Source organism: Bradyrhizobium stylosanthis (assembly GCF_001641335.1).
GTDB lineage: Bacteria > Pseudomonadota > Alphaproteobacteria > Rhizobiales > Xanthobacteraceae > Bradyrhizobium > Bradyrhizobium stylosanthis.
The window spans coordinates 223,376-239,034 of record NZ_LVEM01000003.1; the positions used below are offsets into that span (position 1 = coordinate 223,376).

At 65.0% G+C, this 15,659-nt stretch carries 10 protein-coding genes; 3 read left to right on the forward strand and 7 right to left on the reverse strand.

Going from position 1 to position 15,659, the window contains the following annotated elements; genetic code table 11:
• Positions 1-8: 8 nt before the first annotated feature.
• From A7X65_RS20800 to A7X65_RS20830, 7 genes are all read right to left on the reverse strand, one after another.
• A complete protein-coding gene (locus A7X65_RS20800; RefSeq protein WP_063688180.1) occupies positions 9-551 on the reverse strand; it encodes a tripartite tricarboxylate transporter TctB family protein in 543 nt (180 codons plus the stop codon).
• 201 nt (positions 552-752) lie between these two features.
• Positions 753-1,727 (reverse strand): Bug family tripartite tricarboxylate transporter substrate binding protein, encoded by a 975-nt coding sequence (locus A7X65_RS20805; protein ID WP_063688182.1) that lies wholly within the window; start codon positions 1,725-1,727, stop codon positions 753-755.
• 207 nt (positions 1,728-1,934) lie between these two features.
• Positions 1,935-5,849 (reverse strand): beta strand repeat-containing protein, encoded by a 3,915-nt coding sequence (locus A7X65_RS20810; RefSeq protein WP_245323727.1) that lies wholly within the window; start codon positions 5,847-5,849, stop codon positions 1,935-1,937.
• A 565-nt stretch (positions 5,850-6,414) separates the two neighbouring features.
• Positions 6,415-7,212 carry an enoyl-CoA hydratase/isomerase family protein gene (locus A7X65_RS20815; protein WP_063688186.1) on the reverse strand — a complete coding sequence of 266 codons (798 nt, stop codon included), beginning with the start codon at positions 7,210-7,212 and terminating at the stop codon, positions 6,415-6,417.
• 47 nt (positions 7,213-7,259) lie between these two features.
• On the reverse strand, positions 7,260-8,459 hold the full coding sequence (locus A7X65_RS20820; protein ID WP_063688187.1) for a pyridoxal-phosphate-dependent aminotransferase family protein: 1,200 nt from the start codon (positions 8,457-8,459) through the stop codon (positions 7,260-7,262).
• Positions 8,460-8,670: 211 nt separating this feature from the next.
• Positions 8,671-9,954, reverse strand: a complete 1,284-nt coding sequence (locus tag A7X65_RS20825) for an MFS transporter (protein WP_063688189.1) — start codon at positions 9,952-9,954, stop codon at positions 8,671-8,673.
• Positions 9,955-10,007: 53 nt separating this feature from the next.
• Positions 10,008-11,210, reverse strand: coding sequence for a pyridoxal-phosphate-dependent aminotransferase family protein (locus A7X65_RS20830; protein WP_063688191.1), 1,203 nt, complete (start codon positions 11,208-11,210; stop codon positions 10,008-10,010).
• A gap of 133 nt (positions 11,211-11,343) precedes the next feature.
• Between A7X65_RS20830 and A7X65_RS20835 the strand changes: the two genes are divergently transcribed.
• The 3 genes from A7X65_RS20835 to A7X65_RS20845 all read left to right on the forward strand — a co-directional run bounded on the left by A7X65_RS20835 (position 11,344) and on the right by A7X65_RS20845 (position 15,581).
• Complete coding sequence (locus A7X65_RS20835) at positions 11,344-12,081, forward strand: GntR family transcriptional regulator (RefSeq protein ID WP_063688193.1); 738 nt, start codon at positions 11,344-11,346, stop codon at positions 12,079-12,081.
• A gap of 103 nt (positions 12,082-12,184) precedes the next feature.
• Positions 12,185-15,160 carry an FAD-binding and (Fe-S)-binding domain-containing protein gene (locus tag A7X65_RS20840; protein WP_063688195.1) on the forward strand — a complete coding sequence of 992 codons (2,976 nt, stop codon included), beginning with the start codon at positions 12,185-12,187 and terminating at the stop codon, positions 15,158-15,160.
• Positions 15,153-15,581, forward strand: a complete 429-nt coding sequence (locus A7X65_RS20845; RefSeq protein ID WP_063688197.1) for a GlcG/HbpS family heme-binding protein — start codon at positions 15,153-15,155, stop codon at positions 15,579-15,581. The genes A7X65_RS20840 and A7X65_RS20845 overlap by 8 nt, the downstream gene beginning before the upstream one ends.
• Positions 15,582-15,659 lie beyond the last annotated feature (78 nt).

A 15,659-nucleotide genomic window follows, 5' to 3' on the forward strand; every position in this document is an offset into this window, starting at 1 on the left:
CGCCTGCCCTAGTGACCGAAGGCCGCTTCGAGCGGCCCCTTCGGCATGATGACGTCGAAGGCGATGTCGAAGGTAACGAACATGATCGCCGTGAACACGAGCGCGGTGAGCAGCGACTTCCACAGCGCGATCTTGCCGACGAGGCGCATGAAGCCGGCGATCAGCAGGAAACTCGCGACATAGAGGCCAAGGAACTGCGTCACCAGGCAGAACAGCAGGGTCGGCACGAACACCGCCATCACGCGGCGGGCCTGCGCACGCGTGACGAAGGTCCCTGATGCCGCGCGCCGGGCCAGCAGGGCCACGATCAGGCCGTAGAGGCTGCCGCCGCCGAGGATGATCGAGAGATAGAACGGAAAATAGCCGGGCTCGGGCCCGGTCGCGTCCCAGGACGCGCCGGTGCGCCAATTGTCGTAGCCGAGGGTGACGGCGAGCGCGAGCAACAGGAGGCAGACGACGATCTCGACCGAGCCGGAGGAGACGACGGCGGGAGAGTCGTCTTCAGGCGCGGTCGGATCGTCGACGACGATTTCAAGATCGGTTTGGGACATGCTCAGTTAGGGACGGAGTACGATCAATTCCCCTCTCCCCGCTTGCGGGGAAAGGGTCGGGTAACGGAGAGTTTCTCCATGGAGACGGTGAGGGCTGGACTCGCGGCGGGTCCCCCYCACCCGGATCGCGCTGGACGATGCTTCGCATCGCCAGGTGCGATCCGACCTCTCCCCGCAAGCGGGGCGAGGTGAAGAAGAAAGCTACTTCGCGACGAATCCGGCTTCGGTCATCAGCGATTTGTTGATGGCATCGTCCTCCTCGAGGAATTGCACCATGTCCTTGCCGGTGAGGAAGATCGGCTTCAGCGCCTGCTTTTCCATGTAGTCCTTGTACTCGGTGGTCTGGGTCACCTTGTGGAACAGCTCGACATAGAACGCCTGCTGCTCGGCCGTGACCTTGCCTGGCAGGAACATCGCGCGCAGCATCAGATACTGCACGTCGACGCCCTGCTCCTTGCAGGTCGGGATGTCCGCCCAGGACTGGGTATCCGTCACCTTGCTGGTGTAGGAAATGCGCTCCTTGTCGAACACGCACAGCGGACGCACCTGGCCGGCGCGCCAGACCTCGAGATTCTCACTGGGATTGTTGACGTTGGCTTCGGTGTGGTTGCCGACGAGCTGGGTCGCGGCCTCGCCGCCGGACTTGTAGGGCAGATAGGAGAACTTCGCGCCGGTCTTCTGCTCCAGGAAGACGGTGAGCACGTGATCCTCGCGCTTGGAACCGGTGCCGCCCATCTTGAACGGCGAACTCGCCGCCTTCGCCGCGTCGATGAATTCCTTCACCGTCTTGGGGCCGGCGCTGTTGTCCCACAGCACGAACTGGTCGAGCGCGATCACCGAGACCGGGGTCAGTTCGCGCCAATTGAACGGGATCTTTGCCGAGAGCGGCAGCATGTAGATCAGCGAATAGGCGATCAGCACCTTGTTCGGGTCGCCCTCGCTGGACTTCATGTACATCAGCGCTTCAGCACCCGAGGCGCCGCCCTTGAGCGAGACGACCATGGGCTGCTTCATCAAATTGTTCTTCTGGATCGCGGCCTGCATCATCCGGGCCATCTGATCCGAGGCACCGCCCGCCCCCGCCGCCACGACGATCTCGACGGGCTTGGTCGGCTCCCAGCCGGCAAAGGCAGGCGTGCCGCAAAGCGCGGCCGCCAGCGCAATCGCGGCCTTCATTCCATGTCCCACGTGCGTCTTCCCTATTTTCTTGTTCGGATTGGAAATTCAGAGGTGAATTCAGCGCCATTGTGCTGGCGAATCCGACCGAGTTCAAGCCGCCCGGCGGCATCCCCCTTATGACTTTGGAATGAGAGGCCGAGCCGCAAAACGGCATGGGCCCCTTTCGGAGCCCATGCCTCTGGCGTCGAATGCGGTGGCTGCGGCCTACACGACCAGTATGTCGTGCTGGTTGAGCAGCACGCCGCTCTGGACGGTGACTACTGCGACCGCTGCGCCCTGCGTGCCGTCGGCGCTGTAGTAGAGCGTCTGGTTACCGGTGTCGAAATGGAATTGGGAGAAGCCCGAGAACGCATCGTCGCCGGAGGTTTCGAAGGTGACGCCCATCCCCGCCGTCAACCCGCCGCCGAAACCGCTCGCGGAGACGGCGATGCGGTCGTGCTCGGTGGTGTTGTTGAAGTCGCCGATCGTGCCCGGCGCCGACGGCGGCTGCAGGAAGGCGAAGACGTCGTTGCCACTGCCACCGGTCATGGCATTGCCGCTGGCCGCCGCGATCAGGACATCGTTGCCGCCACCTCCGCTCATCGTCTCGGTCCCGTTGGTGGCGATCAGGATATCGTCGCCGCCGGTACCGGTCAGCGACGTCGCCGATGACGCGTTGTTGATGACGGTCGCGGTTGCGGCATTGGACGAGTTCGTCGTCCCGTCGGAGACCGTGTAGTCGAACGAGCCGCCGAGCGTGGAATCGTCGACGAACGCCGCGTCCCCGAAGAAGGTGAACCCGCTGCCGCCCGAGCTTGTCGTGACACTGCCGAGCGAGAGGTGGTCGGTGGTGTCGGGATCGGTGTCGTTCAGCGCCAGCGCCCAGCTGGGAACAACGACCCCTCCGCCGGCACCGACATCCGTGATCACGGTCTCGCCGACCGCCGTCGGCGCGTCGTTGGTGCCGATGATGGTGACGGTGACGTCCTGCGTGGTCGACCCGCCATTGTTGTCGGCAATCGTCACCAGATAGTCCTGGGACAGCGTCTGCCCCTGCGCCAGGAACTGGATGTCGGCGTTGTCGACCGTGAAGTGCCAGGCGACGGATCCGCTGCCGCCGGCCTCGCTGACCGGATCGAGCGAGAACGTGCCGACATAGCCGCTGCCGTTTGGCAGGAAGCTCGCGCTGTGCGTATCTCCGGTCTCGGCGTCGGAGAAGGACAACGAGCCCGCCGTGGATTCGGTGGCCGGCCCCGTCGCCGGACTGACGTTGACGGAGTCGAGGATCATGCCGGTGGCATCGTCCTCATAGGTGAACTGCAGCAGCGTCGACGCGAGCGAGGCATCGCCGACAAGGTCGAAGGCATAGTGGTTGACGCCGGCCGGCACGTTGGCGAGCGACAGGATCGTCGTGCCATCCCACGAGACCGAGAGCGGCGTGTTGACGCCCTCGGAATCGCCGATGACGTCGAAGCTGACGAAATAGTGCTGGCCGGGCGTGGTCGAGATGCTCTGCCACAGCGATTCCGGTCCGCTCGTCGGCAGAAGCTCGACCGAATAGTGGCCGAAGCTGCCGCCGAACTCGAGTTGCGCGACGTGGATATGGCCGCCGGCGCTCACCGACCAGCCGGCGAGGTTGCCGGTCTCGAAATCGCCGTTGACGATCGCCGGCGGACCGGCATCCTCGGTGACCGATCCGCTGACATTGAGGGCAGTAACCTGCGGATTATCGTTGACGCCGGCGATATTGAAGGTGAGCGTCGTCGAGGCCTGGTGGCCCTGGCCGTCATCGACGGTGAAGGTGAACTGGTCGGTGACGTTGTCGCCGGCCAGCAGCGCGTCGACCGCCGCATTGGCCGCGTAGCCGTAGGAGCCGTCCGCGTTCAGCACCAGCGTACCATAAGTGCCGGCCACCGAGTGGCCAACATTGGCGGCGCTGCCGTTGACCTCGGTGACCGTCCGAGGCGTGCTCAGGTCGACCGGCTGGATGACGTCGAAGATGGCGCCGCTCGCGATCGACGAGCCGGCGTCAGGGCTCGACGTATCGGACGCGGCAATCGTCAACGGTGTCACGACCAGCGGATCGGCCGCACCGTCGATGGTAACGGTGACGGTCTGCGTCGAATTGGTGAAACCGTCCCAGACATTGACGTCATACTGCACCGTCAGCGTCTCGCCGGAGCTGAGGAAGTCGAGATCGGCATCGGCAATGCTGAAGGTCCAGTCGACGCTGCCGGTGCCGCTTCCCGTGGAGTCATGCAAGACCGTGGCGAGCGCCGACTGGAGGTCTACCAGCGTCTGACCGGGGACCGGAAGGCTGCCGTTCGACCACACCGCCGAGCTCAACGCCACGCTGACCGAATGCGTGTCCGACAGATCGACATCGTCGAAGCTCAAGCTTCCCGTCGGCACAGGGCTCGTGGTGTCCGGCGATTGCGATCCGGTGACGCCCGGCTGCTCCGCGAGCGAAGCCGATCCCGGTCCGCTGGTGATCACCGGCGCGTCATTGGCGCCGGTGATCACGACGGAGACGGTCTGGGTCGAATTGGACGAGCCGTCGGCGACCTTGACGATATAGTTGACCGTCAGCGTCTCGTTGAACGCGAGATAGTCGAGATCCTTGTCGGCAATCGCGAAATTCCAGTCGATGCTTCCCGATCCCGTTCCCGTGGAATCGTGCAGCACCGTCGTCACCGCATTGGCGAGATCGGCCTGCGTCGCGGCGGGCGGCGTCGGCCCGGACGTCGAATCCAGCGTCACCGTCACGGTGTGGGTGTCGCTGGTGTCCTGATCGGTGAAGGCGAGCGTGCCCGCCGGGATTGTCGGCGTCGTATCAAGTGCGGATGAGCCCGTGGTGGCGTCCTGCTCGGCGACGGTGGAGGATTCCGCGCCGCTCGTGATCACGACCGGATGGTTGACGCCGAGGATGGTGATGGTGACGTCCTGGGTGGCGGTGCCGCCGTGACCGTCGTCCACCGCGACGTGATAGACGAGCTTGAGCGTCTCGCCGCCATTGAGGAAATTGGTCGAGGAATTGGCCAGCGCGAAATTCCAGTCGACCTCGCCGAGCAGGTGACCGGTCGAATCCTGCAGCGAGGTGCCGAACGCCGCCAGCAGCTGCGCATTCGTCAGGGGAATCGCACCGCCGCCCGAACGGGTCGCCGTGACCGTGGTCGCGACCGTATGCGCGTCGGCGAGATCGATGTCGGTGAAGAGCAGGCTGTCATGGGCGGTGAGATTGCCGCTCGGGTCGACATTCTGGTCCTCGACGAGCGCGGCCGATTCCGGACACGACAGGAACAGCGGCTTGTCGTTGGTGCCGACCACGGTCACCGTGACCGTCTGGGTCGAGATGCCGCCGGCATGGTCGTCGAGCTGCACCGTGTACATAATGTCGAGATGCTGGCCGGCCGAAAGGTAGTCGAAGGCGAGATCGGGCGCCGAGAAGGTGGTGTTGATGGTGCCGGTCGAGGAGCCCGATGCCTTGATGACGTTGTCGACGTGGAAGAACGCCATCAACTCGGCGTCGCCGAACGGACCCGGCAGCAGGCCTGCCGTGGCGCCGGAGGCGGACACGCCCGTCACGGCCGCGGTGTGACCGGTGTTGGCGAGATCGTCGTCGGTGAAATTGAGCGCGACGTGCACCGTATCCGGCGACAGCGACAGCGTCTGGTTCGCCTGTTCGGTGACGGTCGCCGCCGAGGTCATGTTGAAGACCGGCTTGTCGTCAGTGCCGGTGATGGTGACCTTGACGGTCTGGATGGCATAACTGCCGTGGTTGTCGGAGACCTTGATATCGTAGGTCAGCACCAGCGTCTGGTTCTTGGCGAGGAAGTCGAAGTCCTGGTCCTGGTCGCTGAAATTCCATTTGAGCTGGCCCGAGCCGTTTGCATCGCTCAGTATCTGCGATTGCATCGCGGTCTGGAAATGCGCAAGCGAGGCTGCAGGGATGACCGTTCCGCCCGAGACCGTCGCGGAATGCAACGTCGCGGTCGTCGCATGGGTGTCGGTCTTGTCGCTGTCCTTGAAGCTCATCGTACCCGACAACGTGTGCAGCGTGGTCGAATCGTTGAGGTTGGCGAATTCGGTGAAGCTGCCCGTCGCGGATGACGAGGTGAAAACCGGCGTGTGGTTGGTCATGGAAAAATCCCTGCCTGCGTTGCCATGAAGGCGCCGCCGCATGAGGACGCGGCGACGTGACTAATCGGTCTGAGAAATCAGACGTGACTCAACGTTCGGGAATCAAAGGCCTTGGCTAAAGGTCTTGGCTTAGAGGTCTCGGTTGAAGAGCTTGGCTTGTTCGCGAGGTCGTGCCTGGCGTCGGGATGGTCAGCAGCAATGAATTCTGGCGCGGCTCGCGTCGTCGAAAACTACGTCGCTACTTCTACAGTTCAATTTCAATTCAATGACGTCCGGTTGCACCACGGTCGGTCAGAACGCTTCACGTTACCCAATTCAATAGACTTGAAATCACCTGCTGGCCGGCCTGCCGGCTCGAAAAATGCGAGACGGCATCATGCAACCTCCGCGATCTTATGCCCGAGCTTGTCGTGCCGTCAACGTGAACGCGTGGATGTGCCCGCACGCAATCGCGGTTCCGGGAGGCGGAACCGTTTGAAACATTTGTGACAATTGCAGATGGAGCGAAGCGGCTGAAGATCGATGCCGGCTTCGCTTTGACCTCGTGCCGCGTATCGAAGCGCCGCTACTTGCCCTTCCAGACCGGCGTACGCTTGTTGAGGAAGGCGTCCATGCCCTCGCGGAAATCCTCGCTCATATAGGCCTTGAGGATCAGATCCTCGCCCTCCTCGCGCGACAGCGTGCGGCGGATGCGGCGCACCGCTTCCTTGGTCGCTTCCAGCGTGAGCGGGGCGTGGCTGGCGACGAGCTTCGCAGTCTCGTCAGCGCGGCGCTGCAACGTCTCGACGTCCGGCACGATCTCGTTGAGCAGGCCGAGGGCGAGCGCTTCCGGGGCCTCGACCAGGCGCGCCTTGAAGATCAGATCCTTGGTGCGCGCGGGACCGACCAGCGCGACCACGCGACTGATGTTCGACATCGACAGGCAGTTGCCGAGCGTGCGCGCGATCGGGAAGCCCATCCGCGTCGTCTCGGTGCCGATGCGGATGTCGCAGCAGGCAGCGATCCCGGCGCCGCCGCCGGTGCAGGCGCCGGCGATCGCCGCGATCACGGGCACGCGGCACTGCTCGAGCGTGCCGAGCACGCGGTCGATCCGGGCCTCGTAGTCGAGCGCGTCCTGCGCGGTCTTGAAGGCACGGAACTGGGAGATATCGGTGCCGGAGGCAAAGGCCTTGTCGCCGGCTCCGGTCATGATCAGCGCCTTGATCGAACGGTCGGCGTTGATCTCCTGGCAGATCTCCGCCATGCGGTCGTACATGGCGAAGGTCATGGCGTTGCGCGCCTGCGGGCGGTTGAAGGTGATCCGCGCGATGCCGTCCGTGACGGAGTAGAGCAGGTCTTCGTTGGCAGTCGTCGGTGCGTTCATCGCGCGCTCACTTTCTTCACTTCAGTCAGCTCAGGCCGCCTGAGCCTTCAAGCCACTTGGGCCTTGGTCATCGGCACCACGTCGCGTCCCTTGAGGACGTCCATGGCCGCCAACACGCCGCCGCTCCGGTGCGGGATCTTTGCAAGATCCAGGCCCATCTCGACGCCGGCGAGCGTGCCCATCAGCATCAGATCGTTGAAATGGCCGATATGGCCGATACGGAACACCTTGCCCTTGACCTTGTTCAGGCCGGTGCCGAGCGACATGTCGAAGTTTTCCAGCACCACCTTGCGGAAGGCGTCGGCGTCGTGGCCGTCAGGCACGCGTACGCCGGTCAGCGCCGGCGAATGCGCGGCGGGATCGATGCACTGCGTCTCCAGGCCCCAGACCTTGGCCGCGGCGCGCGTCGCCGCGCTGTGGCGCTTGTGGCGAGACCAGACATTCTCCAGCCCCTCCTCTTCCAGCATCTTCACTGCTTCGCGCAGGCCGTAGAGCAGGTTGGTCGCGGGCGTATAGGGGAAGGTGCCGAGCTTGTTGAAGGAGATGACTTCCTGCCAATCCCAATAGGAGCGCATACCGGGGTTGGCCTTCGCGACCGCGAGCGCCTTCTCCGAGACGGCGTTGAAGCTGAGGCCGGGCGGCAGCATCAGGCCCTTCTGAGAACCTGCGACCGAGACGTCGATGCCCCAGGCATCATGCTCATATTCCATCGAGCCGAGGCCGGAGATGGTGTCGACCATCAGCAGCGCCGGATGCTTGACGCGATCAAGCAGCTTGCGGACTTCAAGCGGCGGCGTGAGGCAGCCGGTCGAGGTCTCGTTGTGCACGACGCAGACCGCCTTGATGGCGTGCTGCTTGTCGGCGGTAAGGCGCTTCTCCATCTCGGCGAGGTCGGCACCATGGCGCCAGTCGCTCGGGATGAAATCGACGTCGATCTTGAACTTGTCGGCGATGCCGCGCCACAGCACGGCGAACTGGCCGGTCTCGCACATCAAGACCTTGTCGCCGGGGGCGAACACGTTGACCATCGCCGCTTCCCAGGCGCCGGTGCCGGACGAGGGGAAGATGATCACGGGCTGCTTGGTGCGGAACACCCGCTGCATCGCGGCAAGCACGGCGAAGCCGAGCTCGGCGAACTCCGGTCCGCGATGGTCCAGCGTCGGCATGTCCATCGCCCGCAGCACGCGGTCGGGCACGTTGGTCGGTCCTGGAATCTGTAGGAAATGCCTTCCAGTATGCACGGTCATCGGCGTCCTTCCCGGTCTAGCCTTGGTTTTGATGGCCGCCGAATAGCACCATTTGACCGGCTTGTCCCCTCTCCTAAAGACGCCTCCCATGCATAAGCGGCGGGCCTCCGCCGGCCCCGCGGCCGGGGTGTACGGCATCACGGATTTGGGGCGCCGAAGCTTCCCACTTCGTCATGGCCGGGCTTGTCCCGACCATGACCGTGAACGCCCCCTACTCCGCGGCCACCATCTTTCCGACCGCTCCCCTGTCCTCGGCCTCCGTGAACGGGCGTTCCGGGTGCATCAGGAAGGCCGAAAAGCCGCCCAGCAGCAGCAGGCCCATCGACATCAGGAACGGGAGGTACCAGTTGCCGGTCGCGTCGATCACGAAGCCCGCGACCAGCGGCGAGACGATGGCGGCGAAGGCCGAGCCGGTATTCATGAGTCCCGACGCGGTCCCGGAATATTTCGGGGCGATGTCCATTGGGATCGACCACATCGGGCCGATCACGAGTTCGGCACAGAAGAAGCCCGCCGACAGGCACAGCGCGACGATCGTGATGTCGTGCACGAACAGGATCGGCAGCAGCGAGAGAAGCGCGCCCGTAAACCCCGTAACGGTGACGCTCAGCCGCGCCAGGCGGACATTGCCGGTGCGATCGAGGATCTTGTCCGAGAGCACGCCGCCCACGCTGTCGCCGACCACGCCCGCGAAGAACACGCCGGAGGCGAACAGCGCCGAGTTCTTGATGTCGAGATTGTAGTTGTTCTTGAAGAACAGCGGCAGCCAGTTGAGGTACAACCACAGGCACCAGCCGTAGCAGAAATAGGTCAGCGTCACCGGCCACATCCGCCCGAGCAGCGGGCCCCACGGCACGCGCGGCCGCTCGCCGGTCGGGCGCGGCGGCAACGCTGCGAGCTCGGCCTCGGTGATGGAGGCGTGGTCCTTCGGTTCGTTGCGGAAGTACCAGACCCAGACGACGCCCCAGACGAGGCTGACGAAACCGAGCACGACGAACGCGCCGCGCCAGGTCAGCCACAGGATCAGCAGCGCGACCACCGGCGGCGTCACGGCATTGCCGAGCCGGGCGAAGGAATGGGTCAGGCCTTGCGCGAAGCCGCGGCGGTTGGCCGGCGTCCAGTACTGCATCGCGCGCGTCGCGGTCGGGAACGTCGCGCCTTCGCCGAAGCCAAGCGCGAAGCGGGCGATGAACAGCGCGGCAAGGCCGTTGACGAAGCCGGTCGAGATGGTCGCGACGGCCCAGACCATGCCGCACCAGAACAGCGTCTTGCGCGGCCCGAAGCGATCGCCGACCCAGCCGCCGATCACCTGAAACAAGAGATAGGGATAGGCGAAGGCGGAGAAGACGAGGCCGAGCTGGGTGTTGGAGAGACCCAGCTCCTTCTGGATCTCGCTCGCGGCAGTACCGATGTTCACCCGGTCGACATAGGTGACGAAATACATCGCGCAGAGCATCGCCAGCACGACATGCGTCGCCTTGAACCTCACTCCCATCTCCACCCTCCCTGAACGCTTTTTATGATTTCCGGCCGCGTGTCCCGCGCGGCTTACGTGCCGACGACTTTCAGATGCGGCGATGCATTGCCCTGCGGGCGTTGCTCCAGCAGCTTCATCGCGACATCGACGCCGCCTGAGCGATGCGGCACGCCGGCGACCGACAGGCCCATCTCGACGCCGGTGAGCGCGCCGAGCAGCGTCAGCGCATTGCATTCGCCGAGATGGCCGATGCGGAAGACTTTTCCGGCGACCTTCGACAGGCCCGAGCCGAGCGACATGTTGTAGTTCTCGAGCACGACCTTGCGGAACTGATCTGCATCATGGCCGGGCGGCATCAGCACCGCGGTCAGCACCGGCGAGAATTCCGAAGGCTCCTGGCAGAGCACTTCGAGCCCCCAATGATTGACGGCCGCGCGCGTCGCGGCGGCAAGCCGCTGATGCCTTGCGAAGACGTTGCCAAGCCCCTCCTCGAGCAGCATCGCGATCGCCTCGCGCAGGCCGTAGAGCAGGTTGGTCGCCGGCGTATACGGGAAGAAGCCCTTGGCATTGGGCTTGAGCATCTCCTCCCAGTCGAAATAGGAGCGCGGCATCTTGTTGGTCTTGGACGCGGCCAGCGCCTTCTCCGAGATCGCGTTGAAGCCGAGGCCGGGCGGCAGCATGAAACCCTTCTGCGAACAGCTGACGCTGACGTCGACCTTCCACTCGTCGTGGCGATAGTCGACCGAGCCGAGCGAGGAGATGGTGTCCACCATCAGCAGCGCCGGATGGCCCGTGCGGTCGATCGCGGCGCGGATCTCGGCGATACGGCTGGTCGCCCCCGTCGAGGTCTCGTTGTGCACGACCATCACAGCCTTGATTGCGCGCGCCTTGTCCTCGGCGAGCTTTGCTTCGATCACGGCAGGATCGGCGCCGCGGCGCCAGTCGCCGGGGACAAAGTCGACCTCGATGCCGAAGCGGCCCGCCATCTGCCGCCACAGCGTTGCGAAATGGCCGGTCTCGACCATCAGCACACGGTCGCCCGGCGACAGCGTGTTGACGATCGCAGCCTCCCAGGCCCCGGTCCCCGACGACGGGAAGATGATGACCGGGCCCTTGGTCTGGAAAATCTTCTGGCTGCCTTCGAGCACAATGCGGCCGAGCTCGCCGAACTCGACGCTCCGATGGTCGATGACCGGCATGTCCATGGCGCGCAGGACGCGCTCGGGGACCGGGCTCGGGCCCGGAATCTGAAGGAAATGGCGTCCCTGATGCATGAAAACCTCCCTGTCGGCGGATCTTGGCCGGCTCCGGAGATTATTTTGCATTCATTTTTTGTCCTTTCAATCAAAATTTGGTATTCGATTGTGAACATCGACGCGACCCAACGGGCAAACTATTGTGCTGCAAATGAAATCCACGATTCCCGATACTGGGGTTCCGATCACCCCGCCGGCCGCAAATGGCGGCGACCGCCAGGAGGCCTCACTCCACGGCGAGATCCTGCTGCGGCTGCGCGACTACGTGGTCGAAGGCAATATCCCGGAGGGAGCACGCGTTCCCGAGCGGCAGCTCTGCGAGATGCTCGGCATCTCCCGCACACCGCTGCGCGAAGCCCTCAAGGTGCTCGCCGCCGAGGGCCTGATCGAGCTACTGCCCAATCGCGGCGCCCGGGTGCGCCAGCTCAGCCAGCGCGACCTCGAAGAGCTATTTGACGTCATGGCGGGACTGGAGAGCCTCGCCGGGCGCCTGGCCTGCGAGGCCATAACGGATGCGGAAATCACCGCGATCGAGCAGCTGCATTACGAGATGTACGGCCACTATTTGCACCGCGACATGCACGGCTATTTCCAGACCAACCAGCGCATCCATGAGAGCATCGTCGCGGCCGCGCGGAACGAGACGCTGAAGACCGCCTACACCAACTTTGCAGGGAGAATCCGCCGGGTCCGCTACTCCGCCAATTTTGCCCGCAAGCGGCAGCGCTGGGCGGAGGCGATGCGCGAGCACGAGGCCATCCTCGATGCGCTGCGCCGCCGCGCCGCCAGCGAGCTCAGCGACATCCTGTTCCAGCACCTGCGCAACAAGCGGACGGCCGCAATTGAGCACCTGACCGAGCCCCAAGAGGACACGCCAGCCTCACCCTGAGGGCGGCCGGCTTGCTCATTTTGAATTCATAATATAATCGGTCGGGAACCAGAATGAATGACTCAGCAAGGCAAGCCCTCGCTGAGGCAGTCCGGGATCAGGGATGACAAACGCCTCCTCGCTCGAACGGCGCCTGCGCGCGGAAATGACCGGCGACGTCCTGTTCGACGGTTTCAGCCGCGGCCGCTACGCCACCGACGCCTCGTTCTACCAGATCGTGCCCTCGGGCGTGGTCGTTCCCAAGACCATGGACGAAGCGCTGCGGGCCCTGGCGATCGCCCGCGACGAGGGCGTGAAGGTTACCCCGCGCGGCGGCGGCACCTCGCAATGCGGCCAGACGGTCAATGACGGCCTCGTGGTCGACCTCTCGAAACACCTTAACCGCATCCTGTCGCTCGACGTCGAGGGCCGCACTTGCGCGGTCGAGCCCGGGATCGTGCTCGACGACCTCAACCGCCAGCTTAGAAGGCACGGCCTCTGGTTTCCGGTCGACGTCTCCACGGCTTCCCGCGCCACCATCGGCGGCATGGCCGGCAACAATTCCTGCGGCGGCCGCTCGCTCCGCTACGGCACCATGCGCGACAACACGCTGTCGATGGAGGCATCGCTCGCCGACGGCACGCTGAGCCGTTTCGGCGAGGTATCGCGCGATCTCTCCGGCGTCGATGCGCCCGACAGCACCCGCGCCCTGTTCCGCGACATGCTCGATCTCGGCACGCGCGAGGCCGACGAGATCGCCGCGTGCTTCCCGAAGGTGCAGCGCCGCGTCGGTGGCTACAATCTCGATGCTCTGGTACCGCGTAATGCGCCGAATAACATGGCGCATCTGCTGGTCGGCTCGGAAGGCACCCTCGCCTTCACCACCAAGGTCGAGCTGAAGCTCTGGCCCGTGATCCGCAACAAGGCGCTCGGCGTCTGCCATTTCGGCAGCTTCTACGAGGCGATGGATGCGGCCCAGCATCTGGTCAAGCTGAAGCCGATCGCGGTCGAGCTGGTCGACCGCACCATGATCGCGCTCGGCCGCGACATCGCGATGTTCAAGCCGATCATCAATGCGGCGATCAAGGGCGACCCGGACGCCGTGCTGGTGGTCGAATTTGCCGAAGAGGACCAGGCGGACAATCTGCTGCGCCTGAAGCAGCTCGGCGAGTTGATGGGCGATCTCGGCTTCGGCTGGAACAACGAGACGCGCAAATGGGGCGGCGTGGTGGAGATCACCGAGCCCGCGCTCCAGAGCGGTATCGCCGATTTTCGCGCCGCCGGCCTCAACGTCATGATGTCGATGAAGCAGGAGGGCAAGCCGGTCTCCTTCGTCGAGGACTGCGCCGTGCCGCTGCCGCATCTGGCCGACTACACAGCGCGGCTGGGCGAGGTGTTCGCCAAGCACGGCACCAGCGGCACGATGTACGCGCACGCCTCCGAGGGCTGCCTGCATGTGCGCCCGGTGCTGAATTTGAAGCTGGAGAAGGACGTCAAGGCGATGCGCGCCATCGCCGAAGAGGCCTTCGCGCTGGTGCGCGAGTACAAGGGCTCGCATTCCGGCGAGCACGGCGACGGCCTGGTGCGCTCCGAATTCCACGAGACCATGTTCGGCGAACGTCTCGTCGCCAACTTCCGGGAGGTGAAACACCGCTTCGATCCCGACGGCGTGCTCAATCCCGGCAAGATCGTCGATGCACCCAAAATGGACGACCGCTCGCTGTTCCGCTTCAAGCCGGATTATCGCGTCGGCGAGCTGAAGACGAAGCTCGACTGGTCCGCCTATCCCGGTGCCGGCGGCGGTTTCCAGGGCGCGGTCGAGATGTGCAACAACAACGGCGCCTGCCGCAAGCTCGAGGGCGGCGTGATGTGCCCGTCCTATCGCGCGACGCGCGACGAGAAGGACGTCACGCGGGGCCGCGCCAACACCTTGCGCCTCGCGATTTCCGGTCAGCTTGGTCCCGATGCGCTCGCCTCCGACGAGATGATGGAGACTCTCAAGCTCTGCGTCTCCTGCAAGGCCTGCCGCCACGAATGCCCGACCGGCGTCGACATGGCCAAGATGAAGATCGAGGTGCTCGCGGCGCGCGCCGCGAGCCACGGCCTGACGCTGCGCGACCGCCTCGTCGGCTATCTTCCGCGCTATGCCGGCCTTGCGTCGCGCCTCGCTCCGCTGGCGAACTTGCGCAACCGCAGCCCGCTGCTGCGAAAGCTGTTGGAGCGCTTTGCCGGCATCAGCGCGCGCCGGGAGCTCCCCGCCTTCCGTAGCGATGTGTTCGTACCGCCTGCAGAAGCAGTCGGACCCGAGGCCGGCCGCGAGGTCGTGCTGTTCGCCGACACGTTCAATCGCATCTATGAGCGCGAGAACCTCGAGGCCGCGCTACGCGTGCTCGCGGCCGGCGGCTATCGCGTGCATCTGCCGAAGCCTGTGAGCGGCAACCGGCCGCTGTGCTGCGGCCGCACGTTCCTCTCGGCCGGCCTCGTGGATGAAGCAAGGTCCGAGCTCGACCGTCTCGTGGCCGCCTTCGCGCCCTTTGCGGCGCGCGGCGTGCCGATCGTCGGCCTCGAGCCGAGCTGCCTCCTGACGCTGCGCGACGAGCTCGCCTCGCTGCGCAAGGACAACGACGCCAAGGCGGTGGGCGCCCACGCCCTCACCTTCGAGGAATTTCTGGTGCGCGAAGCAGAGGCCGGCCGTCTGCAATTGCCGCTCGGCACCGTCGCTGAGAAGGCCGTCGTCCACGGCCACTGCCACCAGAAATCCTTCGGCGCCTTCAAGCCGGTCGAGCAGGTGCTGCGCCTCGTCCCCGGCCTGAAGGTCGAGACCATCGAGTCGAGCTGCTGCGGCATGGCCGGCGCCTTTGGCTATGGCGCGGACACGTACGAAGCCTCGATCCAGATGGCCGAACTCTCGCTGCTGCCTGCCGTGCGGCACGCGGACCCGAACACGCTGGTCGTTGCTGACGGTACGTCCTGCCGGCACCAGATCCATGATGGCGCCCAGCGCGAGGCACTTCACGTCGCGCGCGTGCTGGCGATGAGCCTCGATCGCGCCGACACCAATTCCACTTCAACCGCTGCAAAGGAAACAAGCCATGGCTGACCTCACCCTCGACACCGCTCGAAAAATCCTCGACGCCGCCTTCGCAAAGTCCACCGAGCTGAAGCTGAAGCCACTGGTCGTCACCATCCTGGACGCGCGCGGCGTGCTGAAGATCGCCGCCGCCCAGGACGGCACCAGCCTGATGCGCGCCGAGATCGCGCACGGCAAAGCTTACGGCGCGCTGGCCATGGGCATGGGCTCGCGCGCGCTGTTCCAGCGGGCGCAGGAGCAGGCCTATTTCATCGACGCCGTGAACACGATCGCCAAGGGCGCGCTGGTGCCGGTTCCCGGCGGCGTGCTGATCATGGACGGCGCGACGCTGCTCGGCGCGGTCGGCGTGTCGGGTGACACATCGGACAATGACGAGGCCTGCGCGGTGGCGGGCATCCAGGCGGCTGGGCTGAAGGCCAACGCGGGCTGAGGTGCCTCACGCTCTCGTGCCCCGGACGCTGCGCAGCGCGCTTCTCGGTGCGCCGCAGAGCCGGGGCCCATGTCGCCG

What these genes read in the sequence shown, in the direction of transcription:
- A7X65_RS20800 (WP_063688180.1), bottom strand. Translation starts at nt 551, where the DNA reads ATGTCCCAAACCGATCTTGAAATCGTCGTCGACGATCCGACCGCGCCT.
- A7X65_RS20805 (WP_063688182.1), bottom strand. Translation starts at nt 1,727, where the DNA reads ATGAAGGCCGCGATTGCGCTGGCGGCCGCGCTTTGCGGCACGCCTGCC.
- A7X65_RS20810 (WP_245323727.1), bottom strand. Translation starts at nt 5,849, where the DNA reads ATGACCAACCACACGCCGGTTTTCACCTCGTCATCCGCGACGGGCAGC.
- A7X65_RS20815 (WP_063688186.1), bottom strand. Translation starts at nt 7,212, where the DNA reads ATGAACGCACCGACGACTGCCAACGAAGACCTGCTCTACTCCGTCACG.
- A7X65_RS20820 (WP_063688187.1), bottom strand. Translation starts at nt 8,459, where the DNA reads ATGACCGTGCATACTGGAAGGCATTTCCTACAGATTCCAGGACCGACC.
- A7X65_RS20825 (WP_063688189.1), bottom strand. Translation starts at nt 9,954, where the DNA reads ATGGGAGTGAGGTTCAAGGCGACGCATGTCGTGCTGGCGATGCTCTGC.
- A7X65_RS20830 (WP_063688191.1), bottom strand. Translation starts at nt 11,210, where the DNA reads ATGCATCAGGGACGCCATTTCCTTCAGATTCCGGGCCCGAGCCCGGTC.
- A7X65_RS20835 (WP_063688193.1), top strand. Translation starts at nt 11,344, where the DNA reads ATGAAATCCACGATTCCCGATACTGGGGTTCCGATCACCCCGCCGGCC.
- A7X65_RS20840 (WP_063688195.1), top strand. Translation starts at nt 12,185, where the DNA reads ATGACAAACGCCTCCTCGCTCGAACGGCGCCTGCGCGCGGAAATGACC.
- A7X65_RS20845 (WP_063688197.1), top strand. Translation starts at nt 15,153, where the DNA reads ATGGCTGACCTCACCCTCGACACCGCTCGAAAAATCCTCGACGCCGCC.